Source organism: Lunatimonas salinarum (genome assembly GCF_017811155.1).
Lineage (GTDB): Bacteria > Bacteroidota > Bacteroidia > Cytophagales > Cyclobacteriaceae > Lunatimonas > Lunatimonas salinarum.
In genome coordinates this window covers 85187-110461 of sequence record NZ_JACVCV010000009.1, presented here as the reverse complement: position 1 = coordinate 110461, position 25275 = coordinate 85187, and the positions used below count along the sequence as shown (strand labels likewise).

Annotated in this window: 18 protein-coding genes; all 18 read left to right on the top strand. The window is 47.0% G+C overall.

Going from position 1 to position 25275, the window contains the following annotated elements:
• The first annotated feature begins 121 nt into the window (after positions 1–121).
• The 18 genes from IAQ59_RS12605 (at position 122) to IAQ59_RS12520 (ending at position 25202) form a co-directional block, all read left to right on the top strand.
• Positions 122–334 carry a hypothetical protein gene (locus tag IAQ59_RS12605; protein WP_209331173.1) on the top strand — a complete coding sequence of 71 codons (213 nt, stop codon included), beginning with the start codon at positions 122–124 and terminating at the stop codon, positions 332–334.
• Positions 335–1040: 706 nt separating this feature from the next.
• Positions 1041–1265 (top strand): hypothetical protein, encoded by a 225-nt coding sequence (locus IAQ59_RS12600; RefSeq protein ID WP_209331172.1) that lies wholly within the window; start codon positions 1041–1043, stop codon positions 1263–1265.
• Positions 1266–1332: 67 nt separating this feature from the next.
• The gene (locus IAQ59_RS22770) at positions 1333–1578 is read left to right on the top strand and encodes a type II toxin-antitoxin system RelE/ParE family toxin (protein WP_209331269.1); all 246 of its coding nucleotides are present in this window, start codon (positions 1333–1335) and stop codon (positions 1576–1578) included.
• 876 nt (positions 1579–2454) lie between these two features.
• Complete coding sequence (locus IAQ59_RS12590) at positions 2455–4053, top strand: sodium:solute symporter family transporter (RefSeq protein WP_209331171.1); 1599 nt, start codon at positions 2455–2457, stop codon at positions 4051–4053.
• Between the two features lie 47 nt (positions 4054–4100).
• Positions 4101–5183 (top strand): Gfo/Idh/MocA family protein, encoded by a 1083-nt coding sequence (locus IAQ59_RS12585; RefSeq protein ID WP_209331170.1) that lies wholly within the window; start codon positions 4101–4103, stop codon positions 5181–5183.
• A 71-nt stretch (positions 5184–5254) separates the two neighbouring features.
• Positions 5255–6517 carry an enolase C-terminal domain-like protein gene (locus tag IAQ59_RS12580; protein WP_209331169.1) on the top strand — a complete coding sequence of 421 codons (1263 nt, stop codon included), beginning with the start codon at positions 5255–5257 and terminating at the stop codon, positions 6515–6517.
• 311 nt (positions 6518–6828) lie between these two features.
• Entirely contained in the window at positions 6829–9972 is a 3144-nt protein-coding gene (locus IAQ59_RS12575) for a SusC/RagA family TonB-linked outer membrane protein (protein WP_209331168.1), read from the top strand.
• A 16-nt stretch (positions 9973–9988) separates the two neighbouring features.
• Positions 9989–11875 carry a RagB/SusD family nutrient uptake outer membrane protein gene (locus IAQ59_RS12570; protein ID WP_209331167.1) on the top strand — a complete coding sequence of 629 codons (1887 nt, stop codon included), beginning with the start codon at positions 9989–9991 and terminating at the stop codon, positions 11873–11875.
• A gap of 159 nt (positions 11876–12034) precedes the next feature.
• Entirely contained in the window at positions 12035–12484 is a 450-nt protein-coding gene (locus IAQ59_RS12565) for a DUF5018-related domain-containing protein (protein WP_209331166.1), read from the top strand.
• 215 nt (positions 12485–12699) lie between these two features.
• Positions 12700–13722: a family 43 glycosylhydrolase gene (locus IAQ59_RS12560; RefSeq protein ID WP_209331165.1), complete on the top strand. Its 1023-nt coding sequence runs from the start codon at positions 12700–12702 to the stop codon at positions 13720–13722.
• A gap of 96 nt (positions 13723–13818) precedes the next feature.
• Positions 13819–15210: an alpha-L-fucosidase gene (locus tag IAQ59_RS12555; RefSeq protein WP_209331164.1), complete on the top strand. Its 1392-nt coding sequence runs from the start codon at positions 13819–13821 to the stop codon at positions 15208–15210.
• Between the two features lie 13 nt (positions 15211–15223).
• Positions 15224–15424 carry a hypothetical protein gene (locus IAQ59_RS12550; RefSeq protein ID WP_209331163.1) on the top strand — a complete coding sequence of 67 codons (201 nt, stop codon included), beginning with the start codon at positions 15224–15226 and terminating at the stop codon, positions 15422–15424.
• 3 nt (positions 15425–15427) lie between these two features.
• Positions 15428–16516, top strand: a complete 1089-nt coding sequence (locus tag IAQ59_RS12545) for a glycoside hydrolase family protein (protein ID WP_209331162.1) — start codon at positions 15428–15430, stop codon at positions 16514–16516.
• A gap of 42 nt (positions 16517–16558) precedes the next feature.
• Positions 16559–17296, top strand: a complete 738-nt coding sequence (locus IAQ59_RS12540; RefSeq protein ID WP_209331161.1) for a GDSL-type esterase/lipase family protein — start codon at positions 16559–16561, stop codon at positions 17294–17296.
• Complete coding sequence (locus tag IAQ59_RS12535; RefSeq protein WP_209331160.1) at positions 17293–18717, top strand: alpha-L-fucosidase; 1425 nt, start codon at positions 17293–17295, stop codon at positions 18715–18717. The genes IAQ59_RS12540 and IAQ59_RS12535 overlap by 4 nt, the downstream gene beginning before the upstream one ends.
• Positions 18714–20168: a sulfatase gene (locus IAQ59_RS12530; RefSeq protein ID WP_209331159.1), complete on the top strand. Its 1455-nt coding sequence runs from the start codon at positions 18714–18716 to the stop codon at positions 20166–20168. Before IAQ59_RS12535 ends, IAQ59_RS12530 begins: the two co-directional genes overlap by 4 nt.
• Before the next feature lie 5 nt (positions 20169–20173).
• A complete protein-coding gene (locus tag IAQ59_RS12525) occupies positions 20174–22483 on the top strand; it encodes a glycosyl hydrolase family 95 catalytic domain-containing protein (RefSeq protein WP_209331158.1) in 2310 nt (769 codons plus the stop codon).
• A 1-nt stretch (position 22484) separates the two neighbouring features.
• Complete coding sequence (locus IAQ59_RS12520) at positions 22485–25202, top strand: sialate O-acetylesterase (protein WP_209331157.1); 2718 nt, start codon at positions 22485–22487, stop codon at positions 25200–25202.
• Positions 25203–25275: the final 73 nt, after the last annotated feature.

The window sequence follows — 25275 nt, the reverse complement described above, 5'->3', positions numbered from 1 at the left end:
AATAAAAATTACGTTAACTTAATATAGTTTTTAGATCAACTAAATTAAAGTTTATGCTTTAATTATACAAATTAATTACGATTTTTTTTCAAGACGTAATTGATCAGCAAAATGCTACAAGGTGAAGGAAAAAAGTTTGGTATTGGAAAATCTAAACCGGCAAATGACATACAAAGTCCAAGTGCAGTTGCCAAAGGCTAATTTCAATTATGCCGCCCGAATGCGGCCATTTATCAAATACGAAAAGGGTAGGAATTCCAGGGGAATTATTTCCCGCAACGAAGGCAATGGTGGGGCAGCGATATCCTGGATTATCTTAGAGGACACCGTATGAAGATGTCAGGGCTCTGCCCCTTTGAGTTTGCACTCGACCTGGTATTTTCTAATAAGATCTCAGGGCTAACGCCCCTGGCGTGATTAGAAGACTTTCCTACAGGTATTTTTGATTGGGTCTCGTAATGAGGGAGAAGAATTCACCCCTATTTTCTTTGCGTCTTGGCGCCTCTGCGTGAACCTTTTTTATCGGAGAGATCGAGATGAAAGCGCAGCGAGCGGATAGAGGTGTCTTTGTTACCAGGCGGTACTGAATTTATAATTTACTAATGTGTTTGTTGATTTTATCATAATCGTGGTGCGCCTAGATCAGATAGTGTTGGCGCATGCTCAACAATCATCTCACAATCTGGCATTTTCCTCACTCCATCCCGACGGCCTCAGTCATACCAGTCTGCCTCAGGCAGGCTCACTATCATCTTTCTCTTATGTATCGTGTTTCGAAAAATGGCTTTCCGGTTTAATAAAAAGCTGCATAGCAGGGGCCGACATAGTAACCATGAGTTTCAACCCATGGATTAGGTTCGGAATGAATGGTGAAAGTCCCATCGGGACGGCCGATACTCACCAAGGTTATATCGGTCGTCCCCACGGGATTTGGGGAAGTTTACCTCCTACATCCGTCGGTTGAAACCGGCGGTTTTTAAATCGGTCGTGCCTACTGGCACATTGAAAAAATCTTATTATATTTACCTTAAAAAAAAGGAATGAGCATATCAGAATTAAAGTTAAGGCTACATCAAACCATTGAATCAATCGATGACCAAGATAAACTTGAGGCCTTGTATGCGTTGTTAAAGGACACAAAGTCAAAATACTCTCCGATGGATTTAAGGGACTATATAAACTCCATTGACGAAGCCATCCAGCAAATTAAAGCGGGGAAGTTTTCTTCAGTAGATGAGGTTGAGAAAGAATCAGAGACTTGGTAAAATTAAATAAATATAAAAAGGTTAATTGGTCTGATAAAGCTAAGATTGAGCTAATCATTATGATTGGATAAAATTAGACTCTAAAAGTGCCGCCGATAATGTAAGACGAGAAATCATACGATCTACCAAGGATTTGGCCCTAGGCCCTGACAAATACCAGTTGGATGAATTTTACCTGAACAATCCTGGCAACATTAGGAGATTTTTTAGATGGAGTTATCGCATAATTTTTCAGGTTCAAGAGGATCATATAGCGATTTTAAATGTGATTCACACTAGCCAAGAACCTCACAAAGACGGAGAGCAAGAATAAAATGACTATAATTCTTCGTTAGATCCAAATTGACAATAGGGTGTATTGAATGCTTCGGCTAGTGGCTTTAATCAATAAATTATTACCTTCAATTCCCAAATATTATTCCGAAAGAATGGAATCTTTATCTTGGTGTCGCATGAATTCGATTCTAGTTATAAAAAGTGGCTATAAGGTCAACTATAGTCTCCCTTAAACAATTAAATCTCCCCAACCATAGTCTGGGGAGATTTTTCCTATTCGGTATCTAGTCAACCCTAAGCTGCCGGACCACGGTGCCGTTGCGGTGCTCGAGGTGGACGACACCTCGTTTGAAGATTTCAGGGCTCTGCCCCTTTGAGATTGCACTCGACCTGGTATTTTCTATTAAGCTATCAGGGCTAACTCCCCTGCCGTGATTAGAAGCCTTTGCTAAAGCTATTTTTGATTGGGTCTCGTAATGAGGGAGACGAATTCACCCCTATTTTCTTTGCGTCTTGGCGCCTTTGCGTCTTTGCGTGAAAAAGACCTGGCCGGAAATGCTTTACCGGCAACTATTATCATTGTAAACACCATTTGAAAATGGCGGGACTAGCCCCCCCTAAGGTGCTTAGAGATTGCCTCCGTGGGGTGAAAACCACCACAACGTGTCATAGCCCTCAAGGAAGCTTGGGGCTGCTAGCCTACCCGATTTTTACGGCAATTATTAAAGATTAGGTCTTTTGACCTATTTGTTCTATTTTTGGGGAGTTGGTTTGGCGATATGTACCGAGGTGCATATTACAGATGGTTGGACAGAATGGTTTTTTAGAAATATAAACTCCTTTTCTATACAAGCTTCCTCTCCAATGCTATGCAAGGCAATGCAAATGCAAAAAATCGAACAACAAGTTTGACATGAATTCAATTGGACTTATAGACCTGCTCGTCGTCATAGGCTATCTTATTGGTATAGTCGCCATAGGATTGATTTCTGTCCGCAAAGGAACGGCGACCAGTCACGGCTATTTTTTGGCTGGAAAATCCTTGTCCTGGGCGGTAATTGGTGCATCTCTTTTTGCTTCTAATATTTCCACCGTCCATTTGGTTGGATTGGCTGAATCAGGATTTACCGATGGGATCGTTTGGGGAAATTTCGAATGGTTTTCGGTAATTGAACTCCTGCTCCTAGCCTTTGTTTTTGTGCCTTTTTACTTGAGAACCAAAATTACTACGCTCCCACAGTTTTTGGAATTACGCTATGACGCGCGATCGAGGGTGTTGTTGGCTATTTTCAGTATACTCGCAGCACTATTCATGCACATTGGCGTGAGTTTATACGCAGGCGCGGTGGTTTTTGAAAATGTTTTTGGACTTAGCGTGCCAGTATCCATAGTTCTAATTGCCCTTGCCACCGGAATCTATACCATAGTTGGTGGACTGACCTCCGTGGTCATCACAGAAACGGTTCAGACAATCATATTAATCGCTGGATCGATTACCATTACAGTACTTGCCATCCTTCGCTTGCCGGAGATGGGAATTACTTCTTACGAGGAGCTTAAAGCGGTCGTAGATCCCGACCGGTTGAAAATAGTTAGTTTCGATGCTGCCAAAACCGGATTCACATTTAGTGACATGTTGTTCGGGTACTTGATTTTGGGCCTTTGGTATTGGTGTACGGACCAAACAATTGTACAGCGGGTCTTAGGTGCCCGTTCTGAAAAGCAGGCCAAGCTCGGCGCTTTATTTGCCGGCTTTCTGAAAATCCTTCCCGTTTTTTTCATGGTAGTTCCCGGGATTTTGGCCTTTGCCTTATTCAGGGAGCAGATTGGAAATGAAACCCAAAATGTGTTGCCCTTAATGATCAGCAACCTAATGCCGGTAGGCTTGAAAGGTCTAATGGTTGCGGCCCTGCTTGCTGCGGTCATGAGCAGCGTGGCAGCGGCTATTAATAGCTGTTCCACGTTGATTGTTTACGATGTCTTTGATAGGCTGAAGCCCCATCTTACCGATAGGAAGAAAGTATACATAGGAAGGTTTACCGGACTGATAGTCTTGGTTGCCGCCGTGATGTGGTCCCCGTTTTTGGGAAACTTGGGAACCCTATTCGAATTGATCAATCAAATGTTTTCCATATTTGCCCCTTCCATCGTGGCTGTTTTTCTGTTCGGAGTGGTATCGCCCCGGGGTACTGCAAATGCGGCGTTTTACACGCTTTTGATTGGAAGTTTATTTGCTGCAGGTGTATTTGTGATCGAGAAGTACGTCCCTATAAATGGAGGGTTGAACTATGTTTCCAGGCCGGATGGATTACACATTAACTGGCTAAAACAAACTTACCTTTTCTTTGTCTTTTCTGCCGTACTTTATGTCTCTGTTTCCTATTTTGACAAAAACGTGCAGGACGTATCCCCTACCTTCTTTGTGAAGGTGCAAAGCCCTTCCAGGCTGGTGAATTTGCTGAGTGTGATCTTACTAGCGATCATGTTGGCCTTGTATTGGGTATTTTATTAAAACAGAAGGTATTATAACGCACCTAAACCGTTCATTTATTCGGATATATGCATTTTAATCAAGCCCCAGAAATCCCGGAAAACCCGCTTCCTATTGTTGTTATAGGAGCAGGTGGAATTGTGCGCGATGCCCACTTACCGGCGTATGCGTTGGCTCAATTCCCCGTCGTGGGGCTGTATGACTTGATGCCCGAGAAGGCTAAATCGCTGGCGCAATCCGTTGGAATGCCGCAGTGCGCATTCGATTCGCTGGATCAGTTGGTTCAGAAAGCCAAGGATGTCGGGGCAGTCTTTGATGTGGCAGTGCCTGCCGATCAGATTTTGGGTATTTTAAAGCAATTGCCGGATGGATCGGCTGTGTTACTACAAAAACCCATGGGGGAAACCTTACAGGAAGCCGAGCAAATCCGTCAGCTTTGCCGGCAAAAGTCCTTGGTAGCTGCGGTCAATTTTCAGCTTCGCCATGCTCCCTATATATTAGCCGCCATGGATGTGATGGAAAGGGGCCTGATCGGAGAAACGTTCGATGTAGAGTTTAACATCTGCGTACACACGCCGTGGGAGCTGTGGGAATTTCTGAAAACCAAACCTAGGTTGGAAATTTTGTACCATAGTATCCATTACCTAGATACTGTCAGGGCTTTTTGGGGTGAACCGAAACGTGTTTTTGCATCCACCATCAAACACCCAAACCATGCGCAATTGGCCCCTACAAGAAGTACCATCGTCCTTGACTATGGTGCCTACCGGCAGGCACGGATTATGACCAATCACGGGCACGATTATGGACCCGATCACCAGCAATCTTACTTAAAGATTGAAGGAACAGAAGGTGCGATAAAAATACAAATTGGGACTTCCTTTGATTACCCGAAGGGCAGGCCTTCCAAGTTTAAATACTATACTAGGAAGGAAGCGGAAATGGGCTGGCAGGAAGTTCCCTTGATCGGTGATTGGTTCCCCCATGCATTTATAGGCCCCATGGCATCATTGCAATTCCACCTTCAAAACTCCAACTCCGCATTTCCGAATGGCGTAGAGGATGCATATCAAACCATGAAGTTGGTCGAAAGACTGTATGAATCAAATGAGTTAGGGGCTGTCCCCCTGGAGAAACATAGTAGGAGATAAACCATTGCATGCAGACTAATTGTACGATTGACGATTAGGCTGCTGCAATCTTGAAAAATAATTAGCCAAATATGAAATCAATTGTTATCAAATCGGGACGGTCCCAGGATGTCCAGTTTGAATTGGAAAACGGAGCCGGCTCTGACGCCGTCCATTCTACACCGATCTATGCCTACGCACTGTGTAGATTGGATACCGACGTTCATGTAGAAGGCGTTGGCATGGCACTGACCTTAGGCGCCGGCAACAAGCTGGTATGTGGTGCCATCGACTATTTGGTACGGCATGTGGTTGGTAGGGAGATAAATGAACTCATGGCTGAATTTGGAGTCACCTACAAAAAAATGGCCGATGATCCCAACCTCAGGTGGTTAGGGCCGCATAAGGGAGTCGTTCACCTTGCCCTTGCCTCGGTGGTCAACGCCTGTTTTGATCTTTGGGCAAAATCAAGAAGCCAACCCTTATGGAAATTGTTGATTGAGCTCTCTCCAGAAGCGCTCGCCGATACGCTGGACTTTTCCTACTTCGAAGATATTTTGCCCCGACAAGAGGCAATTTCCCTGTTAAAGGACGAAGCGCAAGGACGGGCTGACCGTATGGGAATTCTGAAGCAGGGCTACCCGGGATACGATACGTCCATCGGCTGGTTTAACTACACTGACGAGCAAGTCGCTGACAACATCCGGCGCTCGATTGACCAAGGTTTTGGTGCCATAAAATTGAAAGTTGGTTCATCGAATCCCGACCGGGATATCCGTAGGGCTGAGCTGGTACGCCATGCAGCGGGGCCCGATGCGACGATCATGTTGGATGCCAATCAGCAATGGTCACTTCCCAAAGCAATAGCGATTTGTCAGCAGCTTCAGGATATTAACCCTTATTGGATCGAGGAACCTACCCATCCAGATGATATTCAGGCACATGTTACCCTCTCCAAAGAGATTTCGATTCCCATTGCCTTGGGAGAACATGTACCGAATAAAGTATTGTTCAAGAATTTTATTCAGTCCGGTTGCATGTCCTTCAATCAGGTGGATGCCGTACGGGTAGGAGGTATTTCGGAGTTTCTGCTAATAAGCCTACTTTCTCGAAAATATGGCATTCCGGTAGTCCCCCATGTGGGTGATATGGGACAGATACACCAGCATTTGGTACTGTTTAATCATATCGGTCTTGGACACCCGGCACTTTTATTGGAATACATACCTCATTTGAAAGGCTATTTTAAATATCCTGCGCAGGTAATTGGTGGTAAGTACCTGACGCCACAGGAACCAGGCCTTAGCTCCGATTTTAAGGATTATGTATTGGAAAAGAAGGCTTTGTCTTACTGATTTTTGACGTCGGCGTCCACTCAGCAAAATTTTTACTAAAATTTTGGCAAAAATTAGGTCTTATGACCTATTATTTCTAATATTGGGCATATGACCTAAATTTAATTGCTGTCATTTACCGTAGCTGTGGTATTTGGGCTAATACCCCACATCCAATCAGCAACACGGGCGTGAACGCCTTATTTCGGCTAGCGGTGCTGTAGCTGCCGGTGCACGTAAAATTTGCTAATTATAAACCTAAATACACAAATATTATGCTTGAAAATTTACTTGTAACATGTCGGTCGTGGTTCCGAAGCGCCTTTTTGGGTATGGCGGCCTTGCTACTGATATGTGAGGGGGCGGCAGCGGGTGTTGCTGACCTAAGCGAAAGAATGCTCTTATCAGCATCGATGCCGGTGGAGGCGTCCATTGTGACGGGAAAAGTAGTGGATGCGGAGGGAAATCCTATTCCTGGAGCAGCCATTCTTATTAAGGGTACCAGCAGAGGCACTTCAACCGACATAGATGGCAAATTTAATTTGGAGGTGCCAGATGGCGGAGTGATTGTGGTGTCCTTTTTGGGATTTATCACACGGGAGATCGTTGTAGGTAACCAAACTGAGTTGGAAATCACCCTCACGGAGGACATGACACAAATGGATGAAGTGGTGGTGGTAGGTTTTGGAACCCAGAAGAAATCCCACCTAACCGCGGCAGTAGAGCAAATAGGCAGTGAGCTAATCGAGAACAGACCGATTAACCGCTTGTCTGAGGCGTTGCAGGGTGCTGTAGCCGGTTTGTACGTTACCCCGGTAAATGGTGGACCTGCTCAGGAGTCAAATTTCAACATTCGTGGTTTTACAGGCTTCGGGCAAACAGGTGGTCCCTTGGTTCTGGTGGACGGCGTGGAACGCGTTATGAGCGATGTAAACCCCAATGACGTAGAATCTGTCACGGTTTTGAAAGATGCCGCAGCTTCAGCCATCTATGGTTCCAGAGCGCCTTCCGGTGTTATCCTAATTACCACCAAAGGAGGAAAAAAAGGGGATAAAATGCAGGTCAATTACAGCGGTAATTATAGTATCGGATCACCTATCGGCATGCCGCAATGGGCCAATTCTTGGGAATACGCTGAAAAGATCAACGAGCAATACCGGAACTCGCTACAGGCCCCTATTTATACCGAGGAGGCGATACAACGGATGAGGGATCACGGCGCTGGATTGATTCCCAATAATATTGTAACCGGAAATGGTACCTATGGAGCCCATTGGGACATGAACGGAAACAGCGATTGGTTTGGCCTGATGTACAAAAACTCCATACCGAGCCAACAGCACAATGCGAGTGTTTCCGGAGGGAGCAATAGCACAGGATATTACGTGGGTCTTGGCTATAATGAGTCCCAAGGAATCATTCGTGGTGCTGACGATAGATTGAACAGGTACAATGCACTTTTAAAAGTGAATACGGATGCAACAGAATGGCTAAGTCTCCGAATGAGTATGAACTATGTGCGGACAGACGAACAGGCGCCAAACTATCGAGGAGGTGGACCCAATTACAATGATATTTGGACGAATGCCTCTGCATCACTTCCGAACTGGAATGACCTAAATCCAAACGGTAGCCCCTCCTTTTTGAGCAGTGGCCCTTCGCTCCGGGGCGAGGGCGGTGACCAATCCAACCAACGGAACGAAACGACGCTTACCGGTGGGTTTACCTTAAAACCATTTAAAGGCTTTAATATTCGTGGAAATTATACCTGGAGAAATCTTAGCTCTCACCTGGAACGGAACACGTTTGTGATTTTAGTGGAAGAGGCAAATGGGAGCATCCGTAACTCCGCAAGATCTGCACAACAAAGCAGTGTGTTGCGACAAATGAACTTCACCAATTATCATACGGCAGATATCGTGGCCGACTACAATACGCAGCTAGGCAAGCACTCCATCAATGCCTTGGTTGGATACCAGGAAGAATACAACAACTTCTCCCAGCTATCCGGAACGGGCAGGGATTTATACACCAACTCGGTGCCAAGTATCAGCACGACATTCAATCCCAATCCGGTTGTTGATGATGCATTAAGTCATTGGGCAACGCAAGGTGTATTTGGAAGGATGGCTTACAACTATGCGGAAAAGTATTTCATCGAATTTAACGGACGGTATGATGCGCATTCCAAATTTCCGGCAGACATTCGGTGGTCTTTCTTTCCCTCCGTTTCCGGAGCTTGGAATATCGCAGAAGAAAATTTTTGGTCCATCAACAAAGTGGATGCCTTTAAAATCAGAGCAGCCTATACATCCTCTGGAGATCCCGGTCAGGGCAATTACCTGTACCTGCCAACCATGGGAACCGGGATTGGACTTGGCGATGTACTGCTTGGTGGAATGAAGCCCAATATGGTGTTTATGCCTCCTCTGGTTAGTTCAGACCTTACTTGGTCTTCACCTCAAACCATGGGTTTTGGGTTAGATGTCACGGCGTTGCAGAATAGACTTGAGCTGACCTATGACTGGTATCAGCGAACGATCTATAATCAACCTGGACCGGCCAAAGTTTTACCCCAGACGATTGGAACGGGCTTGCCAAGTGTCAATAACTCGGTGAGTGAAACGAGAGGTTGGGAATTTTCAATGAAATGGAGAAATACAGGCAGTATAGCAGGCCGTCCGTTCAATTATTCCGCCAGATTCAATATCGCCGATTACATCGGTTATGTAGTCGAATACGACGAAAATATCACCGGACTGAGAAATGGAACCTGGACGCCGGGTGAGGTATTTGGCCAGGTTTGGATTTATGAGTCAAATGGTATCGCCCAGAATATTGCCGATGTAGAAGCCAATGTACCCCAAGGGGCAGCTTGGTACTATCCCGGAGATTTGATGATTAAAGATTTGAATGGGGATGGACAAATTAATGCCGGAGAAGGCGGCAGATGGTATGCCAGAGGCGACCAAGTGATGGCAGGCTACAATTACGGGCGTTATCGGTACGGAATGAACCTACAGGCCAATTGGAACGGCATTGATCTCTCCGTTACATTCACCGGGGTGCCCCAATGGATTGCTTTTTCGGGCAATTTTCATGTCAGACCTGCAGGACACGATATCTGGAATTCAAAATGGTTTACCAGTCATCGTGAGTTAGGTACCTGGACAGCGGAAACGCCGGATAACTATTTCCCAAGGCACTCCTTCAAAACCTATCCCGCCACCGATCAATACTTAGAAAATTTGGCCCACCTACGCGTTCAAAACCTGCGCATAGGGTATAATCTACCCAAGGCCCTTATTGAAAGGGCGAAGCTGAGCAAGGTATATGTATATACCAGTGCAGAAAACCTAGGGATGATCTATTATAAATCCAATTTCAGGTACGAACCTGAGATCATCGCCAGATATGGAGGTGCAGGATATCCTCCGCAACGCCAAATCTCGATGGGCATAAACATAGGCATCTAACTAACTGACATTAACTATGAAATCGCTAATAAAATATAGTTGGACATTGATCATTCCAATGGCAATGTTAATCTCTAGCTGCATGGAGGACTTTTTGGAAAGGTATCCTCTGGATGCAATGACGGATGCTACCTACTTTACAAGCCCGAATGATTTAAAAGTAATGGCAAACGGTTTTTACAGGCTATTGCCCAGATATCATTTTCAGGGGCAGGGCAATGGTGCACAGAACAACTTGTTAGATGCCAATACTGACTTGCAAGTAGGCACCGCTCCCTCGGGATTTTTATTTCAACGAGGAGCCTCGGGTGAGGCACCGGCCACAGATGGAAGTTGGAATGGCAGCTTTAGCTGGATACGACAAATCAACTATTTGATCAATAACGCCAGACGTGTGGCCGTGAACCCTGAGTCGAATCAGTACACCGGAGAAGCCTACTTTTTTAGAGCTTGGGTGTATATGAACCTCTTGGAGCGCTACGGAGACGTACCGATTTATACAGAGGTGCTCACGACGGACAGTGAACGATTGTTTAAAGCCAGAGATCCGAGGTCTGACGTGGCTCGATTTATCATTCAGGATCTGGATTCTGCTATTGTAAATCTTGGCTGGAAAAATTCAACCTTCGCTACATCCGGACGGGTTACCAAGGAGGCTGCTTTGGTTATGAAGGCTCGTGTCGCCTTATTTGAGGGCACTTGGGAGCGTTACCATGGTGCAAAGAGCACCCCATTTGCGGTGACTGGCCAAGACGGTAGTCAATTTTTACAAATGGTAGAACCTACCATTCAGCAATTGATCGATCGTCAGGGTACCGCCCTGTTTACCAATGGAGGCCCTTTTAATGAGCCCTACAACCAGCTGTTTTCGCAACAGGATGCTTCCTCTTCTCAGGGCGTGTTTCTATACCGTATATACGATGTAAATGAAATCGTGGGTCATAATTTCTACGATTTGGTGGTTGATAACGCACAAGCGATTAGCTGGAAACTGGTAAGCACTTATTTGGATAAAGAGGGTACTCCCCAGCAACTATCTGGTTTGCCCATTGATTTTATCAGCCTAAATAGTCTGGGTGAAAACCTCGATCCCCGATTTAGACAGACCATCTGGACACCTGACCGCGGACCTCATCAGCGAATTCCCGGTTACCAAACCACTCCAACTCCCTTGCCATTAAGGTATCCGCAACTGAATAATGTGTTCTCCAATAATTTTACCTCTACCGGTATTCGCAGGTGGAAAGGAGCCATCATGAATGAAAATGAATGGAGAAATGGTTCGACGGACGAGGTATTGATTCGCTATGCGGAGGGATTGCTGGCTCTCGCAGAAGCAAAGGCCATTTTGGGCACCATTAATCAGGGAGATTTGGACAAAACAGTCAACCTGCTTCGAGCGCGGGTAGGTATGGCTCCCATGTCATTGGCAGATATCAATACTTGGCCAATCCAATATGCTGCAACGGACGGTTTCGAGCCATCGGAGTCAAACATCGTCAATGAAATTCGCAGGGAGCGGGTGGTAGAATTGGCCTTTGAAGGACACCGACAGCGTGACTTAAAGCGATGGGCGATCTTCCACGATGTAATCAACCAATGGAAGCCAAAAGGTGCCCATTTTCAGGAATTTGTCGATTACTACAACGATCCCGTTGCATTAGCCGAGGATGGAATCAATCCAGCCAATACGGGAGTGTGGCAGTTAAGAATGGGTGAAAATTTCAGTACCTTCAGCGATGGTCGTATCAATCCATTTTTTAGGAATCCTGATTTCCGGGAAGATGGAGAAGGTTACTTCATAGAGCCAAGCCGTGTATACCTTTCCCCCATCCCAAGAAATGAAATCGAGGTGTATGCCGACGCCGGGTATGAGTTAACACAAAACCCCGGATGGTTCTAACAATCTTTGAACAGCTTAATACTTATAATTTGGAAATCGAGCCTGCCTACCGGACAGGTAGGTATGAAGCAAGTAACACACAGTGGGACCACTAACCTACATGCGACCTGCCTGCCGGTAGGGATTCGATATGACCGATTAGAAACAAATTAAAGACATATGAAAAAGCATCTAATAATTGCCTATATTTTCGTCCTTGGAGGAATGCTATTTTCCTGCGAACCCAGGATTGATTTCGATGAAGGACAGTGGGGTGATACGGCCTTTGTAACAAACGCGAACGTATTTACCCTTCAAGCCGCCGACCACGAGGTTCAGGAGTTTTATGAAAGTGGGGAACTTACTCCGGCACGCCGACGCCTCATTATTTCTACGGGTAATGCGGTAATCGAAAATGAAAACTTTACAGCAACTGTTCGGGTACCTGCAAACGCTGACCTTACCCGTGCAGGAATCATCATCAATCACCAGAGCATGCGCGTAGAACCTGTGGGAGATACCCCTCCTGCAGGTATTATTTCAGACCTTTCGTCCGGGGAATTCGTCTACAGACTAATTTCTGCAGATGGCACTAGACGCGAATGGGTCATTCGGATCGTGACGCAATAAAACTGCCCCCGATTAATTGCTCCCGGAAAGGCAGGAGATCTTCCAAGCAGTCAGGTTTTTGAACCTGGCTGCTTGCTATTTTATTGTTGGCCACTCGTTTCGAAATATAGTTAGTATCTACCTGTATATCCATCGGCTAATTAGGGCATGGAGCCCTTTGAGGTGGAGCCAAAAACAACATTAAAGAGAAACTTGAAAAATTAACCTAATTGAAAATGAACGCCAACCCTGTTATCTGCTATTTCATACTCTTTTTTGTCTCCCTAAATGCTATCCAAGCCCAAGATAGTCAAGACGATCTCAAGGCTGTTGAGTACAAATTTACAGCTATCCAAGGCATAGGATTCGAAAAGGGAGTTACTCGAAGGGATCCCAGCGATGTGATCAAAGTTGGCCAAACTTACTACGTATACTATACCAAAATCCCCGATGCCCAACCCAAATACTGGGGAGCGGGCTACTGGGGCGCCAGTGTCTGGTGTGCCAAATCGGAAGACGAGGGGTTTACTTGGAAAGAACTGGGGCAAATGCTGGATGTAGGCGAATCAGGTCAATGGGATTCGCAAGCAGTTTTTACACCAAATATTTTGGTTTACGATAATAAGTACTATCTATATTATACCGGTGTAAAGCCTACGCCAGGAAATGCCAATGGGGAGTTTGAGAACAACAACATCAGTGACATCACCGCTATCGGTGTCGCTGTTGCTGATTCCCCGGAAGGACCCTTCAAAAGGATTGACCGGGCACCTATTTTAAAGGTAAGCGTGGAACCGGAGAAGTTTGACAGCTACCGTGTAGACGATGCTGCTCTCCTGTACCGAAATGGATTGTACTGGCTTTATTACAAGGGCAGGTCCCTGCTCGGTGGACAAGGTGGTCCCGCTCACACAGCCATGGGTGTGGCCTATGCAAGAATCCCGGAAGGCCCCTATACCAAATTTGGAGATGCTATACTGGAAAGAAGCCACGAGGTGATGATATGGCCACAGGGTACCGGGGTCGGTGCCTTTGCCTCCTTGTCGGAAACCTTTGAATACGCACCAGATGGTATCGATTTCATGTCCAATAAACTGAATGCCAAAGTAACCAAGCGGGCCGTAGCACCCGGAGCTTTTCGCCCAGATCTCACCCAGCCGGTGGTCGTGGGGGAAGGGTTGAAGTGGGGAATATCCATGATTCCAAACGGGCATGAATGCTATTTGGTACGATTTGAACTGACTTCCAATCAGAAATAGGTTATTCATCCAAGGAATTCACCAAATTGGTGGGCATACGTTGAGCTATCTGTTACTTACGCCATTAATCCCCTGTTTAAAATGCGCATAACCCGAATGAAATCAACATTGATCATATTTTTTACTGCCTGTCTGATGCTACTTTATGTAGATGGTCAGGCACAGTTCGAATCTCCCATCCCTACCCAAGCCCAGTTGGACTGGCAAAATGCGGAACTAGTGGCCGTTTTCCATTACGACTTACATGTCTTTGACGGGAAGGATTATAACCAGGCAAAAAACCGGATCACCCCAATCCCGGATTACAACATCTTTAATCCTACCCGTCTGGATACCGATCAATGGGTGAAGGCCGCTTCAGATGCAGGATTCAAAATGGCGATTTTGACGGCTACCCACGAAACCGGTTTCGCACTGTACCAAAGTGATGTCAATCCCTATTCGCTGAAGGCGCTCAATTGGCGGGAAGGAAAGGGGGATATCGTCCGGGATTTTGTGAATTCCTGTCGAAAACACGGTATCCAACCGGGCATATATATCGGTATTCGGTGGAATTCCTTTTTTGGTGTGCACGACTTTAAAGTGCTTGGTGACGATGCGTTTGCCGAAAACAGGCAAGCCTATTACAACAAGATGTGTGAGGGAATGGTGGAGGAACTTACTTCCCGATATGGTGACCTGGCCATCATCTGGTTTGATGGTGGTGCACACGGCCCCGAAGTAGGTGGGCCGGATGTGCTGTCCATTTTTGAGCGAAACCAACCTAACGGCATTTTTTACCACAACACCCAACGGGCAGACATTCGCTGGGGAGGTAGTGAAAGTGGCACCGTCCCTTATCCGAGTTGGGGTACTTATCCATTTCCCTACTCGCACGCTACCAATGGGGAGGTCGTTTTTAAAAACGATTTTCAATTGCTCAAAGAAGGAGATCCCAATGGCAAATACTACATGCCAGCCATGAGTGATGCACCCCTACGTGGTTTCAATGGCGGCCATGAGTGGTTTTGGGAGCCGAATCACGAAAAGTATATTTATCCGCTGGATCGTCTAATGGATATGTATTACAAAAGCGTGGGTCATAATACCTCGCTAATTCTTGGCCTGACACCAAATGCAGAAGGTCTACTGCCCGAAGCAGATGTCAGGCGGCTGAAGGAGTGGGGTGATGAAATCAAACGACGATTCAGCAGTCCTTTGGCAGAGACTTCAGGAGCGGGTAACAAGTTTATCATCAAACTAAAAGAAAAGGCCACGATCAACCACATTGTCCTACAGGAAGACATCCGTCAGGGCGAGCGGGTCAGGGCATTTTTGCTAGAAGGGAAGACTTCAACCGGCTGGAAAACGATCTTTGAGGGTTCGGTAATCGGACATAAATTTATCCATGCATTCGATGACCTAGAGCTAAAGGCACTGAGGCTCCGTATCGATAACGCCATAGGTGAACCCCAAATCAAAAGCATATCCCTATATCAGGTTGAATAAAATGTTCTGGTCCATGCATATACAATCCATTCTTTGTTTTTTCATGCTTGCTTCCTGCTCACCGTTAAGCAGGGAAAAAATAGCAGAAGCGCCCAATATCATTCTTTTTCTGGTGGATGGCATGGGTTGGCAGGACACGTCGGTACCTTTCTGGAAAGAAAAGACTGAATGGAGCGAGCTGCACCATGGCCAGACGGAACAGGCTGATTATTGATAAATGATGAGAACAAAAGTGATTATTATCTGCCTAGCAGTTGGTATGCTGATGGGCATGCACCTAGCAGCACAGACCGAAACCGCCCCGTTGGTTTTCAAAGACCGATTTCAGCCAGTTACGGAGGATAATATCTTCAAAACAGACGATTATTTCAACTGGTGCTCCTCAGTCCTTAAGGGAGAGGATGGCAAATACCACCTGTTTTATTCGCGATGGCCAAAGAAATTCACTTTTTCGGGCTGGCTAACGCATTCTGAAATAGCCCATGCCATAGCGGATCATCCTGCGGGCCCTTGGGAATACAAGGAAACAGTGCTACAGGGTCGGGGAAAAGGCTACTGGGATGCCATCACTGCGCATAATCCCAAAATTGAGAAATTTGGGGATACCTATTACTTATATTATATTTCCACGAATATGGGTAGTCGTCGCTATACCGAAGCGGAATTGATCGAAACTGCACGTGCGGGGAGCAGTCATCCCAATTGGAAGGAACAGCTGCGCCCCAATCAGCGAACAGGTGTGGCGGTATCCGGGTCGATCAACGGTCCCTGGACACGACTGGACCAACCACTGATCGAGCCATCCGGACCCATTACTACACTTACTGTCAATCCCGCCATTGCGCAGGGAAAAGACGGTCAATACTACCTGATAGTCAAAGGTGATAAGCCCAATCAGACCGCATTTGTCCGCAATCAGGCGGTTGCGCTTTCCAAATCACCCACGGGGCCTTTTGAGATGCAGCCGAAGGCCGTTATTGACGATAGAGACACGGAAGACATGTCCATCTGGTACGACGATACACGAAAGCGTTTTTATGGAATATTTCACGCACATACCTTTATCGGTATGATACAATCTTCCGACGGAATTCATTGGATGGAAGCATCATCCTTTGAAATCATGAAAAAGCAGATTCCCTTTGCCGATGGCTCAAACCTGATTCCTGACCGAATGGAGCGACCATTTTTATTCCTTGAAGGTGATACCCCGAAGGTATTAAGCTTGGCTGTTAAGAAGGGGGATGAGGCATACATTGTTTTTGTGCCATTGGAGGAGCATACGGGCCAACAGGTATCCCAATAAACATCGGCAGGTAGTCACATTTAAAAAAGGAATTATACCCAGATGAACAAAAAGATAAGTTTCCGCAGCCCCTTCTTGGTAGCACTATCTATGATGGCACTTGTGTTAATGGCAAGTGACTTTTTTGGTCCCAGAAAAATAAAAGTGGCCTGTGTCGGAGATAGCATCACTTATGGGGCCCGGCTCGATGATCGCGAAAAAGATTCCTATCCTGCGCAGTTGCAGATGCTGCTGGGAGATCGGTACCTGGTTGAAAATTTCGGAGAAAGTAGCTTGACGCTGATCAAAAAGGGCATACCTACCGTATGGAATGTACTGCCAAAAATTAAGGAATCGAAGCCGAACATTGTCATTATCAGTCTGGGAACCAACGATACCTGTGGTTTTGGTACGTGTGGAGATAGAAAGTGCTGGGAATACAAGGATGAGTTCGAAAGTGATTACCATGATCTAATAGAAGAATTATCGGCACTACCTTCAAAGCCCAAGATATTCATCGCCGCACCAACGCCCATGGTATTGGAAACACCTGATCTGGACCGCGAACGGATAGAGGGGCTGACTGTCCGGAAGCCGAGGCTTCAGGAACTTATCGCCACTATAAGGAAAGTCGCGGAGGAAACGGGCGTTCATTTTGTGGATCTCAACGAACCGCTGGATCACAGGCCGGAGCTTTTTACGGTAAGCGATGGTGTACATCCAAATAAAGAAGGTTACGCTGCCATTGCAGCATTGGTAGCGAATCAACTGACAAAGAAAACCAAATCAAGCAAAAGATGACATTATTACCTGAACTAGCAGTAAGGTGGCGCTATAGGCTCCTTTTTACTTGCAGTATATGGATCACACTTTGGCTAAATACCGCCGCTCAACAGTCAATTCCCATTCCTACCCCTGCGCAGCTGCAATGGCAGCAGGCCGAGCTTGCGGCGTTGGTTTGTTGGGATATGCATGTATTCGATGGCGAGTTTTACGTTCAGCCGAAAGTACGAATTACGCCTGTCAAGGACTATAACACCTTTAATCCGCAAAAATACGACATGGATCAGTGGATCCGCTCGCTGAAAGACGCAGGCTTTAAGATTGCCATATTTACAGTCAGCCACGAGACGGGCTTCTTCTTTCACCAAAGTAATGCTACACCTTACTCGATGAAAGCGTTGGAGTGGCAGAACGGCAAGGGGGACATTCTCAGAGATTTCAAAGCTGCATGTGAAAGGCATGGCATTCTACCCGCTGTATATATCGGAACACGCTGGAATGCGTTTTATGGAGTGTATGACTTTAAGGTTCAGGGTGATAACGAGTTTGCGCATAACCGGCAGCAGCACTACAACCGAATGATCGAAAAGACGGTGGAGGAAATTTTTGCCAATTATGGCGACTGGGCCATGGTTTGGTTTGACGGGGGTGCACACGGTCCAGCACAGGGCGGGCCGGATGTACTCTCTATCTTTGAAAAGCACCAACCAAATGCACTGTTTTACCATAACCTGCAGCGGGCGGATATTCGTTGGGGCGGAAGTGAGACTGGTACGGTACCCTATCCGAGCTGGGGAACATTTCCCTACCCGGCCATTGGTGCCGGTGAAAGTGCCAGAAAGGAAATCGGAGCGAACAATTTTCAGCTCTTAAAAACAGGTGATCCCAACGGCACCTACTACATGCCTGCCATGAGTGACGCGCCACTCAGGGGGCATGGCGGACACGACTGGTTTTGGGAGCCTGATCGCGACCATACGATTTATCCGCTAGAAAAACTGGTAGACATGTACTATAGATCTGTGGGGCACAATACGACCCTCATTCTAGGGGTAACCCCCAATCCAGACGGCTTAATGCCCGAACCGGATGTAAAGCGTCTATACGAATTTGGCCAAGCGATTAATCGGAGATTTTCCAATCCACTTGCCAGCGTCTCGGGAACGGCAAAGACCCTTTCGTTGGCGTGGGACAGTACACAGCCTATTGATCAGATCGTGTTGCAGGAGGAGATTACAAATGGGGAACGGGTGCGTGAGTTTATCCTGGAAGCCGAAATTAACGGGAAATGGACGGAGATTTACGCCGGTACTTCCATTGGACACAAGCACATCGTTAGAGTTGATCCCGTTTATACCAAGAAAATTCGTTTTACATCGCGGGCATCCGTTGGCACCCCCCAAATTAGGAACCTATCTGTCTATAAGTCGAATCCATGAGTATCCCTTTACGTCAATGGTTCTTCGTGCTTTTCCTGCTCCCGCAGGTAGTTCAAGGCCAAATTGGGCAGGAAGATCCGCCAAACATCTTGTTTATTCTGGTAGACGATTTGGGGTATCATGACCTGGGATATACCGGAAGCCGCTTTTACGAGACCCCCCATATCGATCAGCTAGCCGCCGAAGGAATGGTATTTACCAATGCCTACGCGGCAAGCCCCATTTGTTCGCCTTCCCGGGCGGCTATCATGACGGGAAAATACCCGGCGAGATTAAACCTGACCGACTACATACCAGGTAACCGTCACTATGGGCCCCATAAAGACCAACGGCTTGCATCGCATCCCTTTAAGCTGTTTCTGGATCCGGAAGAAACAACCATTGCAGAAGCGTTTAAAGCCAACGGTTATCAAACTTTTTTTGCTGGGAAGTGGCATTTGGGCGAAAATCCGGTAGATTTTCCTGAAAATCACGGTTTTGACCTAAATTTAGGTGGAAACCATACCGGTCATCCTGCTGGCGGTTATTTTTCACCTTATAGTAATCCGCAGTTGCAGGACGGGCCAGTAGGAGAGTACCTGACGGACCGGCTTACGGATGAGACCATTGCGTTCATTTCTCAGCAAAACGACCGGCCCTTTTTTGCATTTTTATCTTACTATACGGTTCATTTACCCTTGGAAGGAAAACCGGAGAAGGTAAAAAAATACCTGGAAAAACGTAGCCAAATGCAGTATGAGGGCGAAGGATTCGATAAAAAAGGTAAGACTTATCTCAAAAACCATCAGGACAATGCGCAATATGCGGCGATGGTAGAGAGCTTGGATGAGAATATCGGACGTATCATGGAGTTCCTTTCCCAAACTGGGCTTGACCGCAACACGTTGATAATATTCACTTCCGATAATGGAGGGATGTCCACTAGCAATATCATGGAACAAATACCTACATCCAACGCACCTTTGCGGACAGGAAAAGGCTATCTCCACGAGGGAGGCCTTCGGGTTCCATTGATTTTCCGCTGGCCTGGCATAATTAGGGCCGGCAGTAAAAATGAGGTACCTGCCACTGGAACCGATCTTTTTCCCACCTTACTCGAAATGGCGGGTTTGCCGAGTTTGCCAGAACAACACCGGGACGGTGTCAGCCTAAAACCGCTTTTGCAGGGAAAAAAACTAGCGGCTAGACCCCTTTTTTGGTATTTTCCCCATTACAGTGGCGGCTTGGGAGGTAGACCAGCTGCTTCAATCCGTGAGGGCGACTTTAAGCTGATATATGATTTTGAAGAGAATCGCAGCGAATTGTACAATCTAAAAGAGGATGAGGGAGAAATTTCAGCACGTAATGAAAAGTATCCGGGAAAAAGTAAGCGGCTAAACAAAAAATTACAAAATTGGATCAAAGAAATGCCTGTATTAGTACCGTTCCCCAACCCATATTATAAACCCTGAAACTGATGAACTATATAAATCTGCTTAGCAGCCGTCTACCATGTCGCCTAATCCTTCTTTTTTTATTGGTGGGATGTAATGGTAAGGAAAAACACCAAGCAACAGCCTATTACATGGAACGTTCGTTCCCTGACTTGGCGCAAACTTGGGATGAAGGCGTTCCCTTGGGTAATGCTACGCTGGGTGCCCTTGTATGGCAAAAGGAAAATAAATTGAGGTTTTCACTGGATAGGATAGACCTCTGGGATCTGAGGGAAATGGAAAACCTGGACTTCGAAAAATATGATTTCGAATGGGTAAAAGAGAAATGGGAAAACAACCAATACGCTCAGGTTCAAAAGCAATACGATATACCCTATGATACCCTGGCCGGTCCTTCCAAAATCCCGGGTGCTGCGCTGGAATTTGATATTTCTGGGTTAGGGGAAGTGGAGTCGGTTAGTTTGGACCTTCAGGGGGCAGCCTGCGTAATCCGATGGAAAAATGGCACTATTCTGAAGACCTTTGTACATGCCACCGAACCTATGGGGTGGTACCGATTCGAAAACCTCAAAGCGGAACTACTGCCTACAATCGTCCCTCCACCGTATGTGGGTGCTGGGTCTGTAAAATCCACTGATCCGGTAAGTGGGCAAGACTTACGAAGGCTGGGATATCCCGCCGGAGAGCTACAGCAAAATGAAAGCACCATTACCTACGATCAGGAAGGTTGGGACGGCTTTCGGTATCAAGTGAATACCCGGTGGGCAAAACAAGGAGACCAGCTGGAAGGAAACTGGAGTATCAGCTCAAAGCGAACTATGCAGGAGGCCTCGGTGAATGCATCAGAAGTCACTGAGAAGGCTTTTGCAAAAGGGATGGATGCGTATGAAACAGATCACCTTGCCTGGTGGGATGCTTTCTGGAAGGCATCCACCATTACGCTTCCCGATACGCTCTTGCAGCAACAGTATTATATGGACATGTATAAACTCGGTTCGGCGGCAAGGAAGGGAGCTCCACCCATTTCCCTGCAAAGTGTCTGGACAGCGGACAATGGGAAGTTGCCACCATGGAAAGGCGATTTCCACCATGATCTCAATACCCAGTTGAGCTATTGGCCCACTTATGCAGGCAATCAGTTAGCTCTTGAGCAAGGTTTTTTGGACTGGCTCAATACACATAAACCAACTTTTGAAAAGTATACCGGGGATTATTTTGGAGTCAAAGGATTGAACGTTCCGGGAGTAACCACCCTGGATGGAGATCCCATGGGCGGATGGATACAATATTCTTTTGGGCCTACGGTTGGAGCTTGGTTGGGGCATCATTTTTACCTGCATTGGAAGTATTCCATGGATAGAGAATTTCTACAAAAGGACGCCTACCCGTGGATCAGGGATGCGGCGGTTTTCCTGAACGAACTTTCAGTTGCGGGAGAGGATGGTAAACGCAAGCTTCCTATGTCTTCCAGTCCTGAGATCCACGATAATAGTGCCAACGCTTGGTTTGATCAAATGACCAATTATGACCTGGCCCTTGTGCGATGGACTTTTGCCACTGCAAGCGAGCTAGCCATGGAACTTGGATATTCGGATGAAGCGGCAGCATGGAGTGCTATTTTAGAAGAATGGCCGGAATATGCCATTGACGAAACCGGGCTTATGGTAGCTCCCGGAGAGCGCTTAAAAGATTCGCACCGGCACTTTTCCCATCTTATGGCCATTCATCCACTAAGTCTCATAGACATATCCAATGGCGAAGGAGACCAAGACATCATTACCAATACCATTGCCCATCTCGATAAAATAGGAACCTCCTACTGGACAGGTTATTCCTTCGCTTGGTTGGGAAATCTACGTGCAAGAGCGGGTGATGGACAGGGTGCTGCCAAGGCGCTAAGGGATTTTGCCTCCTCCTTTGTATTGGCCAACAGCTTCCATGTGAACGGGGACCAATCGGGAACTGGAAAATCCAACTTTACCTACCGTCCGTTTACGCTGGAAGGAAATTTTGCCTTTGCGGCAGGAATACAGGAAATGGTGATACAAAGTCATACGGGCGTACTCAGGTTATTTCCTGCTATTCCCTCTGACTGGCAGGATATTACTTTTTCTACCCTTCGCGCCCAAGGGGCATTCCTGGTTTCGGCAAAAAGGATGGCCGGTGAAGTAGAGTCTGTTGAAATAACCGCCGAAAAGGGGGGAAAACTTGTTCTTGAAAACCCCTTCGGCTCAGCAACTTTTACCTGTAGCAGGGCATACGATATACTTGGAAAGGAGCTTAGGCTGGATTTGGCAGTAGGAGAGAAAGTAGTTTTCACGAGAAAAAAATAACATGAGGCGCTTAAACATAATTATAGGCCTTTTCCTCCACTTACTGGTACTTCTTCCGGGCATGGCAACCGCACAGGAGAAGGTGGATCTTTTTATCTGGGCCGGGCAATCCAACGCACAAGGTTGGATGGGCGATGCGGCCCACTATCCCGAGGATTCTGGGGGTCTCGACGAATCCATTCTCTTAAACTGGACCTTTGTGGACAGCGAGAGTTCAGGGGGAAAGTGGGTACCCATGCAGTCTCAGGCTGGCAGGTTTCCAAAAGGCCATTTTGGACCAGAGGTGACCTTTGCCCGGGAGCTAAAAAAAGCAGGATTCAATCCCGCTTTGTTCAAATATACCAAAGGTGCAACCGGCCTCGCGCGTGACTGGAAATCCCCCGGTGAAGGCGGCATTTACGACCGCATGTCTAGGGACTTGGTTTCTGCCATCGAGCAACTAGAGGGAGCAGGCCATCAGGTTACGGTTAGGGGCTTTATTTGGGTTCAGGGCGAAAGCGATGCACGGGAGGAAGGAAGCGCTCAGGAATTTTATGCCAACCTGAAGCTCCTGATTCAGCACCTGAGAAGCACCGTCCGTGTACTTGATCTGAAAGTCGTACTTGGTGTAGATGAGCAACATCCTTCCGTACAAGAGCGGCCTATTGTAGTAGATGCGCAGAAGAAATTAGCCATAGAAGACCCAAACGTCGTATTTACGAGCATGCTGGGCCTTCCCAAAGCCGACGCAACACACCTGACACCCGAAGGATTGAGTTGGCACGGAGAGCGCATCTACAATGCGTATGTGTCGCTTCTCCCTGAATCCCAACAAACGTCACTGAGAACACTTCCCGGCAAAAAATCGGATAGGAAAGGGTTTGTGCGGTATACCTTTCCCTTCGAAGGCCGGCAGGCACATGTCACCATGCCGAAAACCCCCCTTAGGGGTAATCCTTGGGTGTGGCGGGCACGTTTTCCGGGATGGCATACAGAAATGGACAGTCTGCTGCTTTCCGAAGGGTTTCATATTGCTTATGTCAACACAGACAATATGTATGGCAGTCCGGCTGCCGTTGCAGTTTGGGACCGATTTTACGATTACCTTATCGCCGACTGGAGCCTACACCCCAAAGTTTCACTGGAAGGGGTAAGTAGAGGGGGCCTATTTATTTACAACTGGGCCAAGCGTAATCCCGAAAAGGTGAATGCCATTTATGCCGAAGCCCCCGTAAGCGATTTCAAAAGCTGGCCTGGGGGATTTGGCACAGGGAAAGGAAGTGAAGCGGATTGGGAGCGCCTAAAAAGTGCTTATGGATTTGCTTCCGATGAGGAGGCCTTGGCGTACCCGGACAACCCAATGGATAACCTTGAGGCATTGGCCTTGGCGAAAGTGCCGTTGTTGCATATGGTAGGTCTGAATGATGAGGTGGTTCCGCCGGCAGAAAATACTTTTGTGCTGATAGACCGGTACATCAAACTAGGTGGACCGGCTACAGTCATTCCCTGCACCGTAGGAAAGCAGGATTTATACGGGCACCATTTCCCTATTGAAACACCTCGACTTGGAGCCGACTTTATCAAGTACCACACGGAATTACCCAAAGAACCGCTAGCCTCTCAGTCCTATCATGAGCAGCGGAATGGAATCAGAAATAGTTTGATCAGGTTTCAGCGGGAGAAAAAGGGAAGGGTTGCGTTTCTCGGTGGTTCTATCACCTACAATGGCGGATGGCGTGACAGCGTATCTAATTACCTGCAACAGCGTTTTCCGGATACGGAATTTGAATTTATTGCCGCGGGAATTCCCTCCATGGGATCGACTCCGGCCGCATTTAGGCTGGCGCAGGATGTGCTTGCTGCTGGTCCGGTAGACTTGCTGTTTGAGGAAGCGGCGGTAAACGATGCAGGCAATGGAAGAACCCCTCAGGAACAGGTCAGGGCGATGGAAGGAATTGTCCGGCATATTCGCCGGGCTAATCCGGCTGCGGATGTGGTCATTATGCATTTTGTGGATCCGGGTAAAATGGAAGACTATCGCTCGGGGAAGGTACCGGATGTGATTCAAAATCACGAAAAAGTAGCTGCGCATTACCAAGTGGGAACCATTAATCTGGCGAGGGAAGTGACCGACCGAATAGATGCGGGTGAATTTTCCTGGGAGAATGATTTTAAAAACCTGCATCCCTCACCTTTTGGACAAGGGGTTTATTTCCATTCGATTAGAACCTTTCTGGAGAATGCCTGGTCGGGGGATGTGGCGGATGACGATAAATTGCAAGTCCATGTCATGCCTAACCCCATCGATCGGGCCAATTATGAGAATGGAGCACATATTGATCCCAAACTGGCACGCATACAGCGAGGTTGGCAGCAAGTAGAAAACTGGAAACCCACTGATGGTGCGGGAACTAGGGCCAATTTTGTGAATGTCCCCATGCTTGTGGCCGAAAGCGCGGGGGCCACATTGGAGTTTGCTTTTAGCGGAAATGCCGTTGGCATCGCTGTCGCTGCGGGCCCGGATGGGGGCATCATTGAATACCGCATCGATGACCAAGATTGGCAAAAGTTGGATCTTTTTACCCGGTGGAGTGCAGGCCTACACCTTCCTTGGTATTATACCCTAGCAGCCGGTTTGACAAAAGGGGAACACATGCTGAGACTCCGAACTACCGGGGAAAAAAATGAGCAAAGTACGGGAAATGCCTGTCGGGTAAGGTACTTCTTTGTCAACCAGTAAATGCGAATGTCCGGGAATCAGCACGATAATCAGGCTTGTCATCGTAAAATACCTGTCTGGCGGCTGCTGATCG